General features: G+C 69.9%; 14 protein-coding genes and 2 pseudogenes. 10 read left to right on the forward strand and 6 right to left on the reverse strand.

The window, feature by feature from the left end:
* Positions 1–2: 2 nt before the first annotated feature.
* The 4 genes from ADL15_RS26610 to clpB are packed head-to-tail and all read left to right on the forward strand — an operon-like array spanning position 3 to position 4,053.
* Positions 3–992 carry a DnaJ C-terminal domain-containing protein gene (locus ADL15_RS26610; RefSeq protein ID WP_067696879.1) on the forward strand — a complete coding sequence of 330 codons (990 nt, stop codon included), beginning with the start codon at positions 3–5 and terminating at the stop codon, positions 990–992.
* Positions 989–1,306, forward strand: a complete 318-nt coding sequence (locus ADL15_RS26615) for a chaperone modulator CbpM (RefSeq protein WP_067696881.1) — start codon at positions 989–991, stop codon at positions 1,304–1,306. The genes ADL15_RS26610 and ADL15_RS26615 overlap by 4 nt, the downstream gene beginning before the upstream one ends.
* Positions 1,307–1,313: 7 nt before the next feature.
* Positions 1,314–1,610, forward strand: coding sequence for a Clp protease N-terminal domain-containing protein (locus ADL15_RS57390; RefSeq protein WP_449369307.1), 297 nt, complete (start codon positions 1,314–1,316; stop codon positions 1,608–1,610).
* Between the two features lie 7 nt (positions 1,611–1,617).
* A complete protein-coding gene (clpB, locus tag ADL15_RS26620) occupies positions 1,618–4,053 on the forward strand; it encodes an ATP-dependent chaperone ClpB (RefSeq protein ID WP_449369308.1) in 2,436 nt (811 codons plus the stop codon).
* Positions 4,054–4,082: 29 nt separating this feature from the next.
* On the opposite strand, the gene ADL15_RS26625 is transcribed toward clpB, so the two are convergent.
* Positions 4,083–4,733 carry a response regulator gene (locus ADL15_RS26625; RefSeq protein ID WP_067696883.1) on the reverse strand — a complete coding sequence of 217 codons (651 nt, stop codon included), beginning with the start codon at positions 4,731–4,733 and terminating at the stop codon, positions 4,083–4,085.
* On the reverse strand, positions 4,730–5,899 hold the full coding sequence (locus tag ADL15_RS26630) for a sensor histidine kinase (protein WP_157441614.1): 1,170 nt from the start codon (positions 5,897–5,899) through the stop codon (positions 4,730–4,732). Before ADL15_RS26630 ends, ADL15_RS26625 begins: the two co-directional genes overlap by 4 nt.
* Before the next feature lie 188 nt (positions 5,900–6,087).
* Here ADL15_RS26630 and ADL15_RS26635 point away from each other — a divergent pair, with 188 nt between their 5' ends.
* A complete protein-coding gene (locus tag ADL15_RS26635) occupies positions 6,088–6,687 on the forward strand; it encodes a VanZ family protein (RefSeq protein WP_198171020.1) in 600 nt (199 codons plus the stop codon).
* Between the two features lie 29 nt (positions 6,688–6,716).
* On the opposite strand, the gene ADL15_RS26640 is transcribed toward ADL15_RS26635, so the two are convergent.
* Positions 6,717–7,328, reverse strand: a complete 612-nt coding sequence (locus tag ADL15_RS26640) for a TetR/AcrR family transcriptional regulator (protein ID WP_067697024.1) — start codon at positions 7,326–7,328, stop codon at positions 6,717–6,719.
* A 206-nt stretch (positions 7,329–7,534) separates the two neighbouring features.
* Between ADL15_RS26640 and ADL15_RS26645 the strand changes: the two genes are divergently transcribed.
* The 3 genes and pseudogenes from ADL15_RS26645 to ADL15_RS57130 all read left to right on the forward strand — a co-directional run.
* Entirely contained in the window at positions 7,535–8,452 is a 918-nt protein-coding gene (locus ADL15_RS26645) for an NAD-dependent epimerase/dehydratase family protein (protein ID WP_067696888.1), read from the forward strand.
* Positions 8,453–8,481: 29 nt separating this feature from the next.
* Positions 8,482–8,682 (forward strand): annotated as a pseudogene (locus tag ADL15_RS55640) (erythromycin esterase family protein); the annotation flags it as partial.
* A pseudogene (locus tag ADL15_RS57130) lies at positions 8,639–8,923 on the forward strand (DUF6194 family protein); the annotation flags it as partial. The pseudogenes ADL15_RS55640 and ADL15_RS57130, both read left to right, overlap by 44 nt.
* On the opposite strand, the gene ADL15_RS26650 reads toward ADL15_RS57130, so the two are convergent.
* On the reverse strand, positions 8,858–9,625 hold the full coding sequence (locus ADL15_RS26650; protein ID WP_338025575.1) for a helix-turn-helix transcriptional regulator: 768 nt from the start codon (positions 9,623–9,625) through the stop codon (positions 8,858–8,860). The pseudogene ADL15_RS57130 and the gene ADL15_RS26650 sit on opposite strands and share 66 nt — an antisense overlap.
* Positions 9,626–10,037: 412 nt before the next feature.
* Here ADL15_RS26650 and ADL15_RS26655 point away from each other — a divergent pair, with 412 nt between their 5' ends.
* Complete coding sequence (locus tag ADL15_RS26655) at positions 10,038–10,832, forward strand: SDR family oxidoreductase (RefSeq protein ID WP_067696892.1); 795 nt, start codon at positions 10,038–10,040, stop codon at positions 10,830–10,832.
* Positions 10,833–10,985: 153 nt separating this feature from the next.
* Here ADL15_RS26655 and ADL15_RS26660 read toward each other — a convergent pair whose 3' ends face one another.
* Positions 10,986–11,852, reverse strand: coding sequence for an alpha/beta fold hydrolase (locus ADL15_RS26660; protein ID WP_067696894.1), 867 nt, complete (start codon positions 11,850–11,852; stop codon positions 10,986–10,988).
* Between the two features lie 143 nt (positions 11,853–11,995).
* Positions 11,996–12,580 carry a TetR/AcrR family transcriptional regulator gene (locus ADL15_RS26665; protein ID WP_067696896.1) on the reverse strand — a complete coding sequence of 195 codons (585 nt, stop codon included), beginning with the start codon at positions 12,578–12,580 and terminating at the stop codon, positions 11,996–11,998.
* A 129-nt stretch (positions 12,581–12,709) separates the two neighbouring features.
* Between ADL15_RS26665 and ADL15_RS26670 the strand changes: the two genes are divergently transcribed.
* Entirely contained in the window at positions 12,710–13,735 is a 1,026-nt protein-coding gene (locus ADL15_RS26670) for an NADP-dependent oxidoreductase (RefSeq protein WP_067696898.1), read from the forward strand.
* Positions 13,736–13,755: the final 20 nt, after the last annotated feature.

A 13,755-nucleotide genomic window follows, 5' to 3' on the forward strand; every position in this document is an offset into this window, starting at 1 on the left:
CGGTGGCTACCACGACAACCGACTACTACCAGGTTTTGGGAGTCGAGCGGTCAGCCGGGCAGGACGAGATTCAGCGTGCCTACCGCAAGCTGGCCCGCCACTTCCATCCGGACCTCAACAGAGAGCCCGGCGCCGAGGACCGGTTCAAGGACATCAACGAGGCCTACGAGGTCCTGTCGGATCCGAAGAAGCGCTCCCGCTACGACCGCTACGGCCCGCAGTGGCGGCAGATCCCCGAGGACTACGACGGCCCGATGCCGGGCAGTGACCCGTTCGCGGCCGGTGGTGGACGGCGGGTGTACGTCAACACCGGCGGTGGTGGGTTCGACGAGACCGGCTTCGGCGGCGTGGGCATCGACGACCTTCTGGGCGGGTTGTTCGGCGGCCGCGCCGGTGCCGGTGGTTTCGGGCGGGGCAGCAGGGTGTCAGCGCCGGGCGCGGACAGCGAGGCCGAGATCGAGCTGAGCGTGCCGGACGCCTACGCCGGCGGGCGGCGGCGGATCACGCTGCAGACACCGTCGGGGCCGCGCAGCTTCGACGTCACCGTGCCGGCCGGCGTGACCGACGGGCAGCGCATCCGGCTGGCCGGGCAAGGCTCGGGCGGGCTCGGCGGTGGCCCGCGCGGCGACCTGTACCTGATCGCGCGGCTGGCCCCACACCCGCGCTACCGGGTCGAGGGCCGCGACATCACCGTTCAGCTGCCGGTCACCCCGTGGGAGGCGGTGCTCGGCGCGAACGTGCCGGTGGACACACCCGGCGGCCGGGTGCAGGTGCAGGTCCCGGCCGGGTCGTCGTCCGGGCGGCGGCTGCGGCTGCGTGGCCGCGGCATGCCCAACCCGAACGGCGCCGCGGGTGACCTGTACGCCGAAGTCAAGATCGTCATCCCGGCTCAGGTGACGCCGGACGAGCGGCAACTGTGGCAACGCCTCGCGCAGACCGCCACATTCGACCCGCGCAATGACCGGGCCGCACCGTCGGGAGGCCGGTCATGACGCGCTACGTCCTGGCCCGGCAGGCTCCGGTACCCCTCTTGACAGTGGCGCAGTTCGCCGCCGCGACCGGCCTGAACCCACACGAGGTGACCCGGCTGGTCGCACTCGGGCTGCTGGACGCCGTCGCCGGCTCGGCGGGGCCGGTGCTGCCCGCGACGCAACGGGCCCGGGCCGCCCGCATCACCCGGCTACGAGCCGGGCTCGGTTTGAACTACACCGCGCTCGGAGTGGTCCTCGACCTGCTGGAGCGCATCGAACAGCTGCAGGCCGCACTGCGCGCCGAACGCAGCGACCGGAACGGACAGTGGAGGTGATCAGCTGATGGACGCCCACCGCTTGACCCAGAAATCGCAGGAAGCGCTGCACGACGCGCAGACCAGGGCGCAGCGTTTCGGGCACGTCGAGGTCGACGGCGAGCACCTGCTGCTCGCCCTGCTCGCCCCACCGGACGGCCTCGCCGGCCGCCTGCTCTCGCAGGCCGGCGCCGACCCCGACGCGGTACGCGCCACCGTCGAAGCCGAGCTTGGCCGTAGGCCCCGCGTGTCCGGGCCGGGGACGCAGCCGGGGCAGGTGTTCGTCACCCAGCGGCTGTCGCGTCGAAGCCGAGCTTGGCCGTAGGCCCCGCGTGTCCGGGCCGGGGACGCAGCCGGGGCAGGTGTTCGTCACCCAGCGGCTGTCGCGGTTGCTGGAAACCGCCGACCGGGAGACCAAGCGCCTCAGGGACGAGTACGTCTCGGTCGAGCATCTGCTGCTGGCACTCGCCGAGGAAGGCTCGCAGACGGCGGCCGGACGGGCGCTGCACGAGCACGGCCTGACCCGCGACCGGCTCCTGGATGCTCTGACCGGGATCCGCGGCAATCAGCGGGTCACCTCCACCAACCCCGAGGTCGCGTACGAGGCCCTGGAGAAGTACGGCAGGGACCTGGTCGCCGACGCCCGCGCCGGCAAGCTCGACCCGGTCATCGGCCGCGACACAGAGATCCGCCGGGTGGTGCAGATCCTATCCCGCAAGACCAAGAACAACCCGGTGCTCATCGGCGACCCTGGTGTCGGCAAGACCGCCATCGTCGAGGGCCTGGCCCAGCGCATCGCCCACGGCGACGTCCCGGAGGGACTACGCGACAAGACCGTCTTCGCCTTGGACATGGGCTCGCTGGTGGCCGGGGCGAAGTACCGCGGCGAATTCGAGGAACGCCTCAAGGCCGTCCTCGGTGAGGTGAAGGCGGCCGAGGGCCGGATCCTGCTGTTCGTCGACGAGTTGCACACCGTCGCCGGCGCCGGCGGCGGCGCCGAGGGCACGATGGACGCCGGGAACATGCTCAAGCCGATGCTCGCCCGCGGCGAACTGCACATGATCGGCGCCACCACCCTGGACGAGTACCGCAAGCACATCGAGAAGGACGCCGCCCTCGAACGCCGCTTCCAGCCGGTCGTCGTCGACGAGCCCAGCGTGGCGGATGCCGTCTCGATCCTGCGAGGACTGCGGGAGCGGCTAGAGGTGTTCCACGGCGTCCGCATCCAGGACGCGGCACTCGTGGCAGCGGTGACCTTGTCGCATCGCTACATCTCGGACCGATTTCTGCCCGACAAGGCCATCGACCTGGTCGACGAGGCCTGCGCCATGCTGCGCACCGAAATCGACTCCCAGCCCGCCGAGCTCGACCAGGCCGACCGCAGGTTGCGCCGGCTCGAGATCGAGGAAGCCGCCCTGGCGAACGAGGACGACCCGGCGTCGAAGGCCCGGTTGGATCAGCTGCGCAGGGAGCTGGCCGACCTGCGCGGCGAGGTCGACGCGATGCGCGCGCAGTGGCAGGCCGAACGCTCGGCCATTCGCAAGGTCCAGGCCCTGAGAGAGGAGATCGAGCAGGTACGCCACGACGCCGATGCCGCCGAACGCGCGTACGACCTCAACCGGGCTGCCGAACTCCACCACGGCAAACTGCCTGAGCTCGAGCGTCGCCTGGCCGCGGAGGAGGAACGGCTGGCCGGCAAGCAAGGCCGGCGCAGGTTGCTGCGCGAGGTGGTCACCGACGACGAGATCGCCGGCATCGTCTCCCGCTGGACCGGCATACCCGTGTCCCGGCTGGTCGAGGGCGAACGGCAGAAGCTGCTGCGCCTGGACGAGATCCTGCACGAGCGGGTCGTCGGCCAGGACGAGGCCGTCGGGTTGGTCGCCGACGCGGTCATCCGCGCCCGGTCCGGCGTCAAGGACCCCCGCCGGCCGATCGGCTCGTTCCTCTTCCTCGGCCCCACCGGTGTCGGCAAGACCGAACTCGCGAAAACCCTCGCCGCGGCGCTGTTCGACAGCGAGGACAACATGATCCGCCTGGACATGAGCGAATATCAGGAACGGCACACCGTCTCGCGGCTGGTCGGCGCCCCGCCCGGTTACGTCGGCTACGACGAGGGCGGCCAGCTCACCGAGGCCGTACGGCGCAAGCCGTACAGCGTGGTGCTGTTCGACGAGGTCGAGAAGGCCCACCCGGACGTGTTCAACACCCTGCTGCAGTTGCTCGACGACGGCCGGCTCACCGACGCGCAAGGCCGCACAGTCGATTTCCGCAACACCGTCATCGTGATGACCTCCAACATCGGCTCGCAACACCTGCTCGCCGGGGTCACCGGCGCCGGGGACATCAAGGACGACGCCCGCACCCAGGTGATGGCCGAACTGCGGGCGCATTTCCGGCCGGAGTTCCTCAACCGCGTCGACGACGTCGTACTGTTCAAGCCGCTGACCCTGCCCGAGATCGAGAAGGTCGTCGACCTGCTCGTCGCCGACCTGCGGCACCGGCTCGCCGACCGGCAGCTGGGCTTGGAGCTGACCGAGGCGGCGCGCCGGCACATCGCCGCCGAGGGCTTCGACCCCGTCTTCGGCGCCCGGCCGCTACGCCGCTATCTGCAGCGCGAGGTCGAGACCCGGATCGGCCGGGCCCTGCTGGCCGGCGACGTCGCCGACGGCTCGGCCGTCGTCGTCGACCACAGCGGCGACGCCGGGCTGACCGTCACCTGGACCACACCACACCGTTCACCGGAGGCCACCGCCGCTCGGGCTGTCTGAGCGGCGGGCCGCCGAACCGGACAACTGGTTCAGGACAGCAGGCCGTGCTCGTGGGCGAACACCGCGATCTGCACCCGGTCGCGCAGCGCCAGCTTGCGCAGGATCGCCCCGACGTGCGTCTTCACCGTCGACTCCCCCGCGAAGATCTCCACGGCGATCTCCACGTTCGACAGGCCACGGGCCACCGCCCGGAAGACGACCCGCTCCTTGCCGGTCAGGGCGAGATAGGCGTCCGGCACCGGCCTCGGCGCCGGGAAGTGGCTGGTCAGCAGGGCTGTGAGGTCGTTGGGGGCGAGTACCGCGTTGCCCGCGTGGACGCTGCGGACCGCGTCGGTCAGCTGGGCCGGCGTGGTGTCCTTCAGCAGGAAGCCACTCGCGCCGTGCCGGATCGCGGTGGCCGCCCGGTCGTCGAGGTTGAACGTGGTGAGCACCAGTACCCGCACCGGCGGGGAGGGCGCGGCGGCGTAGATCTGCCGGGTCGCTTCGACACCGTCCATCACCGGCATGCGCAGATCCATGAGTACGACGTCCGGCCGCAGCTCCTTCACCAGGCGTACCGCGTCCGCGCCGTTGCCGGCCTCGCCGACCACGGTGATTCCCGGCTGGGCGTCGAGGATGACCCCGACACCGGCCCGGAACAGCTCCTGGTCGTCGACGACCAGCACGGTGATGTCGTTCATGACAGCGGGATCCTCGCCGTCACGACGAACACCTCGCCTCGCACGCCGGTGGACAGGGTGCCACCGACCGTGGCGAGCCGCTCGCGCATGCCGTCCAGCCCCGACCCCGATCCGGGTGACGACAGCCGGTCGCCGGGGGCCGGCTCGATCCCGTTGCGGACCTCGATCTGCAGGGCGTCGGAGGACCAGATCCTGCGTACCGTCAAAGCCCCTCCTCGCAGACCGTGCCGGATCGCGTTGGTCAGCATCTCCTGGAGCACCCGGTAGGCGGCGGCTCGCTGCGGCTCCGGCAGCGCCCGCGGCGTGCCGTCGTGGCCGGAGACCACCTCGTGGCCGCCGGCGCGCAGGTTGTCGATCAGGTTGTCGAGGTCGTCGGTGGTGTCGCCGGTCGCGGTCAGGACCTCCCGCACGTCGCCCAGCGAGGCGCGCGCCGACGTCGCGATCGTCGCCAGCGCCGACTTGAGGGCGGCGGGATCGTCGTCCGGCAGATACCTGCCGGACTCCGCCTGCGCCAGGATCACGGCCAGGGAATGACCGACCACGTCGTGCACGTCGCGGGCCAGGCGGGTCTGGGCCGCACGCATCCGGGCGACCTCCTCGGCCCGCGCGCGTTCGCGCGATGCCCGGTCCAGGTCGATGCGGGCCCGGCGGGAGATCCGCAGGGTGAGCCCGCCCAGCCAGGGCATGGCGAGCAGCACGCCGAACACCAGGCCGGCACCGATCCGCCAGCCGAGCCCGAGGTGGTCGACGGTCGACTCGAACAGGTTCCGTGAGGCGTACGGCGGGTCGAGCCAGACCAGGTCGTTGCCGATCAGCACGACCGCGACCACCGGCCCGGCGACGATCGAGGCGGCGCTCGCCCAGAGGACGGCCCGGTCACCCCAGCGGGCCAGCCCGAACGCGATGACCGCCCACGCCGCCTGGGTGAGCAGGAACGGCGTCGCCGTGGCCGCCTGGCCGATCGCGGTCAGCCAGACCAGCCCCAGCGAGGCGGCAGGGATCCGCCGGACCAGGCCGACGGCCAGGGCGGTACCGAGCACGACCAGCGTGACGAGCGGGCCCCGGCCGGACTCCTGCAGCCCGTCCTGCATCGCGAACTCCAGGCCCCCGGCCAGCAGCACGCCGGCTGCCGCGGCCGTGCAGGACAGCGTGCTGCGATCGTTCACGGCGACCACCTTAGGCCGCGGGTCAGCCGGCCGGCCGGTCGAAGGTCATGCCGTCGATGATCGCGGGCCGGACACGGTGGCGCCTCGCTCTCAGGTATCGATCGTGGCGTGCCGCCGGTACCTGGGTACCGCCGGCTCCGACGTGAGGTGGATCCGCCGCCGGCCGGGTCGTCGCCATGCTGGCCGGCATGGACGGCATGGACGGCATGGACGGCATGGACGGCATTTTCCTGGAGTTCTCCGCGGCGGCCGTGGGGGGCGTGGTGGCGGCGGTGCTGGTGACCGGCTGGGTGCTGGTGCTGTGGCGGCGTCACGACCTCACGGTGCGGCGGCTGCTGCTGGCCGGGGTGACGAGCTGTTACCTGGCCGGGGTCGCCATGGTGACCGTGCCGTTGCAGATCCGTACCGGCGACTTCGGCAACCTGGTCCCCTGGTACGAGCGGGCGCATCTGGTACCGCTGGCCGGACTCGACACCACCACGCTCGTGCTGAACATCGTGATGACGGTCCCGGTCGGCGTATTGCTACCGCTGCTGGTCGAGGTACACGGCGTCGGGCAGGTCGCGCGGACCGGCCTGGCGATGAGCGCCGCGATCGAGGTGATGCAGTTCGTCACCGACGTTCTGATCAGTGGCGGGCGGACGGCGGACGTGAACGACCTGGCCGCGAACACGCTGGGCGCGGTGCTGGGCTACCTGCTCTACCGCGCGCTGATCGGTGTTCCCGTCGTCGCCCGCATCGCCGCGGGGCCACGGCCGGGGAACCTCCGGCAAACCCTGAAGCAGTGACACCACGCCGGGAACGATGAGCAGGATCGCTAGAGCAGCGCCTCAGGTCGTGACGCGCTGGTCTGCCAGCCGAGCAGGATGGCGTGCACGGCCTGTTCGGCGAGGCGCTGGGCGCGCTGGTTGCCGATGGTGCCGAGGCAGCCGAGCGACGCCATGCCGTACACGGTGCCCCAGATGATCTCGCAGGCCTCATCGAGGTCGGCCAGCACCACGTCGTGCGCCTGTGACCAGGTGGTGAGCTGGTCCTTGAAGATGTCGACGGCCGGTTCGGCGACGCGCCGACGTTCGTCGGCCGCGACGGCGGTGCCGTTCATGACCTCGTAGAGGTGCGGATGTGCGCCGGCGAACCGGACGTACCCGGCGGCGACCCGCAGCATGCGCTGGTCGATGCCGGATTCGCCGAGGGCCTGCTGCAACTCGACCAGCAAGAGGCCGTGACCGTACGCCACGAGTTCCAGCAGGAGTGCCTCTTTGTTGGCGAAGTGCTGGTAGACGACAGGTGCGGAGTATTCGATGTCGGTCGCGATGCGCCGGATGGTCAGCGCCGCGCTGCCGTCGTTCTCCAGGACGTGCAGCGCCGCCTCGATGATCCGGTCGCGGATGCTCGCCCGTTCCCGGGCTCGCCTCTGACTGCTCGACATCTCGGTCACTCGCTCTCGATGGTGTCCCCGGACACTAACCGCCGCCCTTGACGGGGCTGTTCCGGCCCACCTAGGTTAACGGCGTTAGAAGTTCTAACGCCGTTAGAAAGTGTGCTCGGGCGACGATCGACCACATCGATCGACCGAGGAAATCGAGGCGGCCCTCCCGACCGCTCCGGACGCTCACCAGAAGGAGAAGGCCTCTCATGGCCGAACATGTCATCATCGGCGCCGGTTCCATCGGCACCACCGTCGCCCGCCTGCTCGTCGAGCGCGGAGAGCACGTCCGGATCATCACGCGCAGCGGGTCCGGCCCCGAGCACCCGCTGATCGAACGGGTGGCCGCGGATGCGTCGGACCCGTCCCGCCTGACCGAGTCGGCCCGCGGCGCCAAGGTCGTCTATCACGCCGCGAACCCTCCGTCATACACCTCGTGGGAACGCCTGCTGCCGCCGCTGCAGACGGCGGTGATCGCCGCCGCGAAGGCCGCCGACGCCGTGCTGGCGCTGACCGGCAGCATGTACGCGTACGGCCCGCAGCCCGGCGGCCGGATGAACGAGCACACTCCGATGGCCGCCGCGGGACACAAGGGTCGCCTGCGCAAACGGTTGTGGGAACAGGCCCTCGCCGCCGGCATCCGTACCGTCGAGGTCCGTGGCTCCGACTACATCGGCAAGGACGCGAACGGCATCTACCCGCTGCTGATCGAACCGGCGCTGGACAAGGGCAGGACGGCCTGGATCACCGGACACCTCGACATGCCGCACACGTTCACCGTCAACACCGACATGGCCCGGGCCCTCACCACGCTCGCCCTGGACGAGCGCGCGTGGGGGCGGGCCTGGCACGTGCCGTCGCCGCCGGCCATCACCATCCGGGAACTGGCGGGGCGCTACGCCGCCGCTGCTGGCAAGCCGCCCATCAGGTTGCGGCAGATGCCGCGTTTCGTGATGCGGACGGCCGGGCTGGTGGTACCGATCGCCCGCGAGATGGCCGAAATGGACTATCAGTGGTACGCGCCGTTCTTGATGGACGCGACGGAAACAGCTCGCACGTTCGGCCTGACCGCCACCGATCTCGACACCGCCGTTCGCGCCGAGGTGGGTCATCACACCCGCGTCTGACAAGGAAAGGCCACGAGCGACCGGCGAGCCTGACCACCGGCATCAGTCACGGCTGGAGCACACACTCTGCCACCCGCGAACTGATCGACTGGCTGCGTGCCCACAACGAGAAGCCGCCCGGTGAGCGCATCGCCTTCCACGGTTTCGACGCTCCTACCGAGATCGCCGGCGCGTCCAGCCCCGGCCCGCTCCTGCGTGAGCTGCGCGAGGACCGGGGCAGACCGACTGATGCCACATCCGGTCCACGCCGTGCAAGGTTCGGCGAGCGTGGTCCACCCAGGCCCAGGCACCGCCGACGAGGTGACGCGGCTGGTGGCACAGGCACGTTCCCGCAGCGTCGACCGCGAGCACCGCAGCAGCCGGTGTCCAACGCCGAGCTGGTTCCGTCGCCGGTCGTGGCGACTGTCAGTGCTCGAGTGCGGTGGAGCCGATCCAGCTGGCCAGAAGATCGAGTGCCTGGCGTCCGGGTGAGTCGGGCTCGGGCGAGTAGATGGTGATACGGAGCCCGGGGTCAGCGGGTAGATCGAGGGCTTCGTACGGCAAGGCCAGATCCCCGATGAGCGGGTGGCACAGTTGCTTCACGCCGGAGTGGTGGAACTTCACCTCGTGCTTGGCCCAAAGCTGGGCGAACTCGTCGCTCTTGGTGGAGAGCTCGCCGATCAGGTCCGTCAGACCCTTGTCGTGCGGCGAGCGGACGGTCTCGGTGCGCAGGAAGGCGACCGAGTCGTTGGCGGCCTTCTCCCACTGGGGCCAGAAGTCGACAGAACCAGGATCGAGGAACAGGAACCGCGCGGTGTTGACCGGACCACGCCGCGCGAACAACGGGGAATCGTAGACCGGGGCATACAGAGCCTGGCCCAGAGAGTTGGCGGCGAGGATGTCGAACCGCCCGTTGCGGATATAGGCCGGCAGGTCGGTCATCGCGTCGAGCATCCGTAGCACCACCGGCCGGATCCGCCCGGTTGCAGCGGGTGGGCGGCGCTCGGACGCGGTGACCGCGCGGGCCAGGTCGTAGAGGTACGCCCGTTCGGCATCGTCGAGCTGAAGTGCGTGGGACAAGGAGTCCAGCACCGAGTCCGAGGCGCCGCTCAAATTTCCACGCTCGAGGCGGATGTAGTAGTCGATGCTCACCCCGGCCAGCAGTGCCACCTCCTCCCGGCGCAACCCGGTCACCCGTCGATTGACTCCGAAGATGGGCAGTCCGGCCTGCTGGGGCGTGATGCGGGCGCGCCGGGTGCTGAGGAAACTCCCGCACCTCGTCGGCCCGCTCCTGCCGCCGGCTGTCGGTCACATCACCACCGTAGGTCGGGCGGCGATGTGCTGGGAGGTACTGCCGTTACCCCGAAGATCAGTAACTCCCGCCCGCACACGACACGGGTTTTCATGGCAGGGACACAGCAACAGCGCTCCCAGCCGGACGACCGGAGCACGTCTCCCGCGATGGCAGCCGTAACCCTGATCCGGGACGGCGACAGCGCCTCGCAGACAGGTGCACTTCAGCCCCGCTGCCGACCCTGTCATTGGGCTGAATCGAACACTCGACGCGTCGCCGCGTCATCCCCCATGACCAACGAGAAAGACGGAAATGGTAGTCAACCAATTCAGCACGCATACGGAACTTTTCGATCTGAGTGGAAAGCGGGCGCTCGTCACCGGTGGCACCAGCGGCATCGGGATGATGATCGCGCGTGGCCTTCTCCAGGCGGGCGTGCGAGTGGTGATCAGCTCACGCAACGCAGAAACATGCGCGCAGGCGCAGGACCAGCTGTCCGCCTTCGGCGAGGTGCGGGCCATCCCCGCCGACCTGTCGCGCCACGACGAGTGCCGGCGACTGTCCGACCTCGTCACCGCCGACTCGGAACGTCTCGACATCCTCGTCAACAACGCGGGCGCGATCTGGGACGAGCCACTGGAGACGTTCCCCGACGCGGCCTGGGACACGGTCCTCGATCTGAACCTCAAGTCGCCGTTCTGGCTGGTCCAAGAACTGCTGCCCGCACTCCGCCAGGCCGGCACCGCCGACGATCCCGCGCGGATCATCAACATCGGCAGCATCGCCGCCATCCACATCCCCCACCGGCCCAACTATTCGTACTCCAGCAGCAAGGCCGCACTGCATCAACTCACCCGAGTGCTCGCCAGAGAACTGGGACCGCAGCACGTCACCGTGAACGCCGTGGCGCCAGGGCCGTTCTCGTCGACGATGATGGCGGCGACCCTCGAGGAGTTGGGCGAGGCGATCGCAGCGTCGGCCCCACTGCGCCGGATCGGCCGCGACGATGACATGGCGGGTGTCGCCGTGTTCCTCGCCAGCCGGGCAGGCGCCTACCTGACGGGCGCCGTGATTCCCGTCGACGGCGGCATCGCCACGACCGCGTAGGCCACTCAGGGCGCATCCAGCCGACCGGCGGGCGTCCTGGCCGGCGCATGTCCGAGACGTACGCCGGCGGCGTGACCTGTTCGGTGAACGCGTCCGATGACCACTCGTCGCCGATGAAAAATGCGTCTTTGCCACCGTCCCGCCATGGAGTGGTCAGCGGGCCAGGAAGGCCGAGGCCGTGGTGGTGAATGCGGCATGGTGCTGAAAGATGCCGCCGTGCCCGGCGTCGGGGTAGAGGACGAGTTCGCTGTTCGGCAGTCGGGCGGCCAGGTCGACGGAGTTCGCGGTGGGCACCATGACGTCGTGTTCGCCGTTGGCGACCAGGGTGGGCTGGTGGATCAGGGAGAGGTCCGCGGCGCGGGCCCGCCCCCACCGGCTGACGGCGCGAAGCTGTGCGCGGTAGGTGCTCAGCGAGACGGGGGTGTCCCGATCCTGGGTGCGTTCGTGCAGGCGGGCGAGGAACTCGTCCGCGGCGCGTCGCCCGTTGGTGGTCCTGGTGAAGAACAGGTATTTCTTCGGGTCCTGGCGGGCCAGCGCCCCGCGCAGCAGGGCGAGGTTCGACAGGCGGGTCACCTTGGTGATGCCGGGGCCGCCGGCGGGACCGGTGCCGGCGAGGATCACCTTGCTGACCAGGTGCGCTTCGCGATGGGCGATCACCTGGGCGACCATGCCGCCGAGGGACAGGCCCAGCAGGTCCACCTGCTGGTGGCCCAGCGCGCGGATGAAGGTCACCGCGTCGCGTGCCATGGCCTCCACGCTGGTCGGCGTGGCGCCGGTAGTGGCGCCGACCCCGCGGTTGTCGAAGGCGATCACCTGACGGCCGGCGGCGAGCCCGTCGACCAGCGCGGGGTCCCAGTTGTCCAGAACCGCGGCCAGGTGCGGCAACAGTATCAACGGAACGTCACCAGGAGCGCCGAGGACGCGGTAGGCCCAGGTGACGCCTCCGGAGGTCAGTGTCCGTGTCGGGACGCTCCGGTAACCGGTGCTGATGCCCCCGGAGAGGTCGGGTGAGTTTGTCATGAGCGTGCCCTCCGCGTACTGATCGCGCCGGTGACACCCGAAACTGCTGTCACCCTCGGTTAGATTATGACCGTAATTCAATTAGGGAACAAGGATGCCGGATCGCGCATCTGCCGACGTGCGATCCGGCGCCTCCGGGCGCGTCAGGCCTCCGGGGCCGCGAGCAGGGCGGAGATGGCTCGCGCGCCTTCGGCGAGCACCGCCTCGGACTCCTGCGGGTCATCGATCGCGCGGGCGAGCTGCAACGTCCCGACGAGGATCGCGATGCAGCCCAGCGCCTGGCGCCGCCCTGCCGCGGGGGCACCCGGCGTCATCAGCGCGGCCAGGTCGTCGGCCACACCGAGGATGCCGGTGCTGTAGGCCCGGCGGATCGCCGGCGAGCTGCGGGCCACCTCGCCCAGCAGGGCCCCGGACGGGCAGCCCTCTTCGGCGTCGTCACGGTGCCCCGGGGAGAGGTATGCCCGCACGAAGCGCGTGAAGCCATCCGGCTCGTCCGCGAGCTGCCGCAACAGCACCTGCTGTTCCTGCAGCTGATCGGCGATGGTCGCGGCGACCAGATCATCCTTGGACGCGAAGTGCGCGTAGAAGGCGCCGTTGGTCAGCCCGGCATCAGCCATCAGCGTCGTCACGCCGGAGCCGTCCAGACCGTCCTTCTTCAGTCGCCGGCCGGCACTCTTCACGATGCGCCGCCGCGTGACTTCCTTGTGCTCCTTGCCGTAGCGCGCCACGGCTCCTCCTCGCCCGACGGTGCTTCGCGTCATGTTCCGGCCCCTTGGAATTACGACCATACTACAATTGGCCGAGCGCGGATCACCGAGCCTCCCGTCACCGGCGCCGACAACCACCAGGAGAACGCCATGAAGGCCTACGTCATCGACCGGTACCAGAGCCAGCAGGGCGTCCGGCTCACCGAACTGCCCGAGCCCGGCGTCGCCGCCGGTGAGGTCCTGGTCCGCATCCACGCAGCCGGCGTCAACCAGCTCGACACCAAGATCGCGCAAGGGGAGTTCAAACTCTTCCTGCCCTACCGCCTGCCCCTGGTCCTGGGCAACGACCTCGCCGGCGTCGTTGTCCAGGTCGGCGCCAGAGTCCACGCGTTCCAGCCGGGTGACGAGGTCTACGCCCGCCCCGACAAGGACCGGATCGGCACCTTCGCCGAATTCCTCACCGTGAGCCAGGACGACCTCGCGCGCAAACCGGCCAACCTCACCATGGAAGAAGCCGCCTCGCTGCCCCTGGTCGCCCTGACCGCCTGGCAGGCCCTGGTCGAACGCGCGAACCTGCGGCCCGGCCAGAAAGTCCTCATCCAGGCCGGCTCCGGCGGGGTCGGCACCATCGCCATCCAACTCGCCAAACACCTCGGCGCCACCGTGGCCACCACCGCGAGCGCCAAGAACGCCGACTTCCTCAAAGAGCTGGGCGCCGACATCGTCATCGACTACCGCACCCAGGACTTCGCGACGGTGCTCGAGGGCTACGACGTCGTCCTGGACAGCCAGGGCCCTGCGAGCGTGGCGAAATCGATGACGATCCTCAAGCCCGGCGGCATGGTCATCGGCATCGCCGGGCCACCCGACCCCGGCTTCGCCCGCGAGATCGGCGGCAACACCGTCCTGAAGATCGCCACCCGCCTGCTCAGCCGGCGGACCAGGCGCACCGCCGCACGGCTCGGCGTCGGCTACTCGTTCCTGTTCATGCGGGCCAGCGGCACACAGCTCAGCGAGATCACCACACTCGTCGAGAATGGGACCATCCGCCCGGTCATCGACCGCGTCTACCCGTTCGCCTCCACCCCGCAAGCCCTCGATCAGATCGCGAAAGGCACCGCCAGAGGCAAGATCGTCATCTCGATGACTGAATCACCAGCACGGCACTCCGAGTAGTTCGCGGCCATCGGGGCCAC

It is taken from the genome of Actinoplanes awajinensis subsp. mycoplanecinus (assembly GCF_001509495.1).
Taxonomy (GTDB): domain Bacteria; phylum Actinomycetota; class Actinomycetes; order Mycobacteriales; family Micromonosporaceae; genus Actinoplanes; species Actinoplanes palleronii.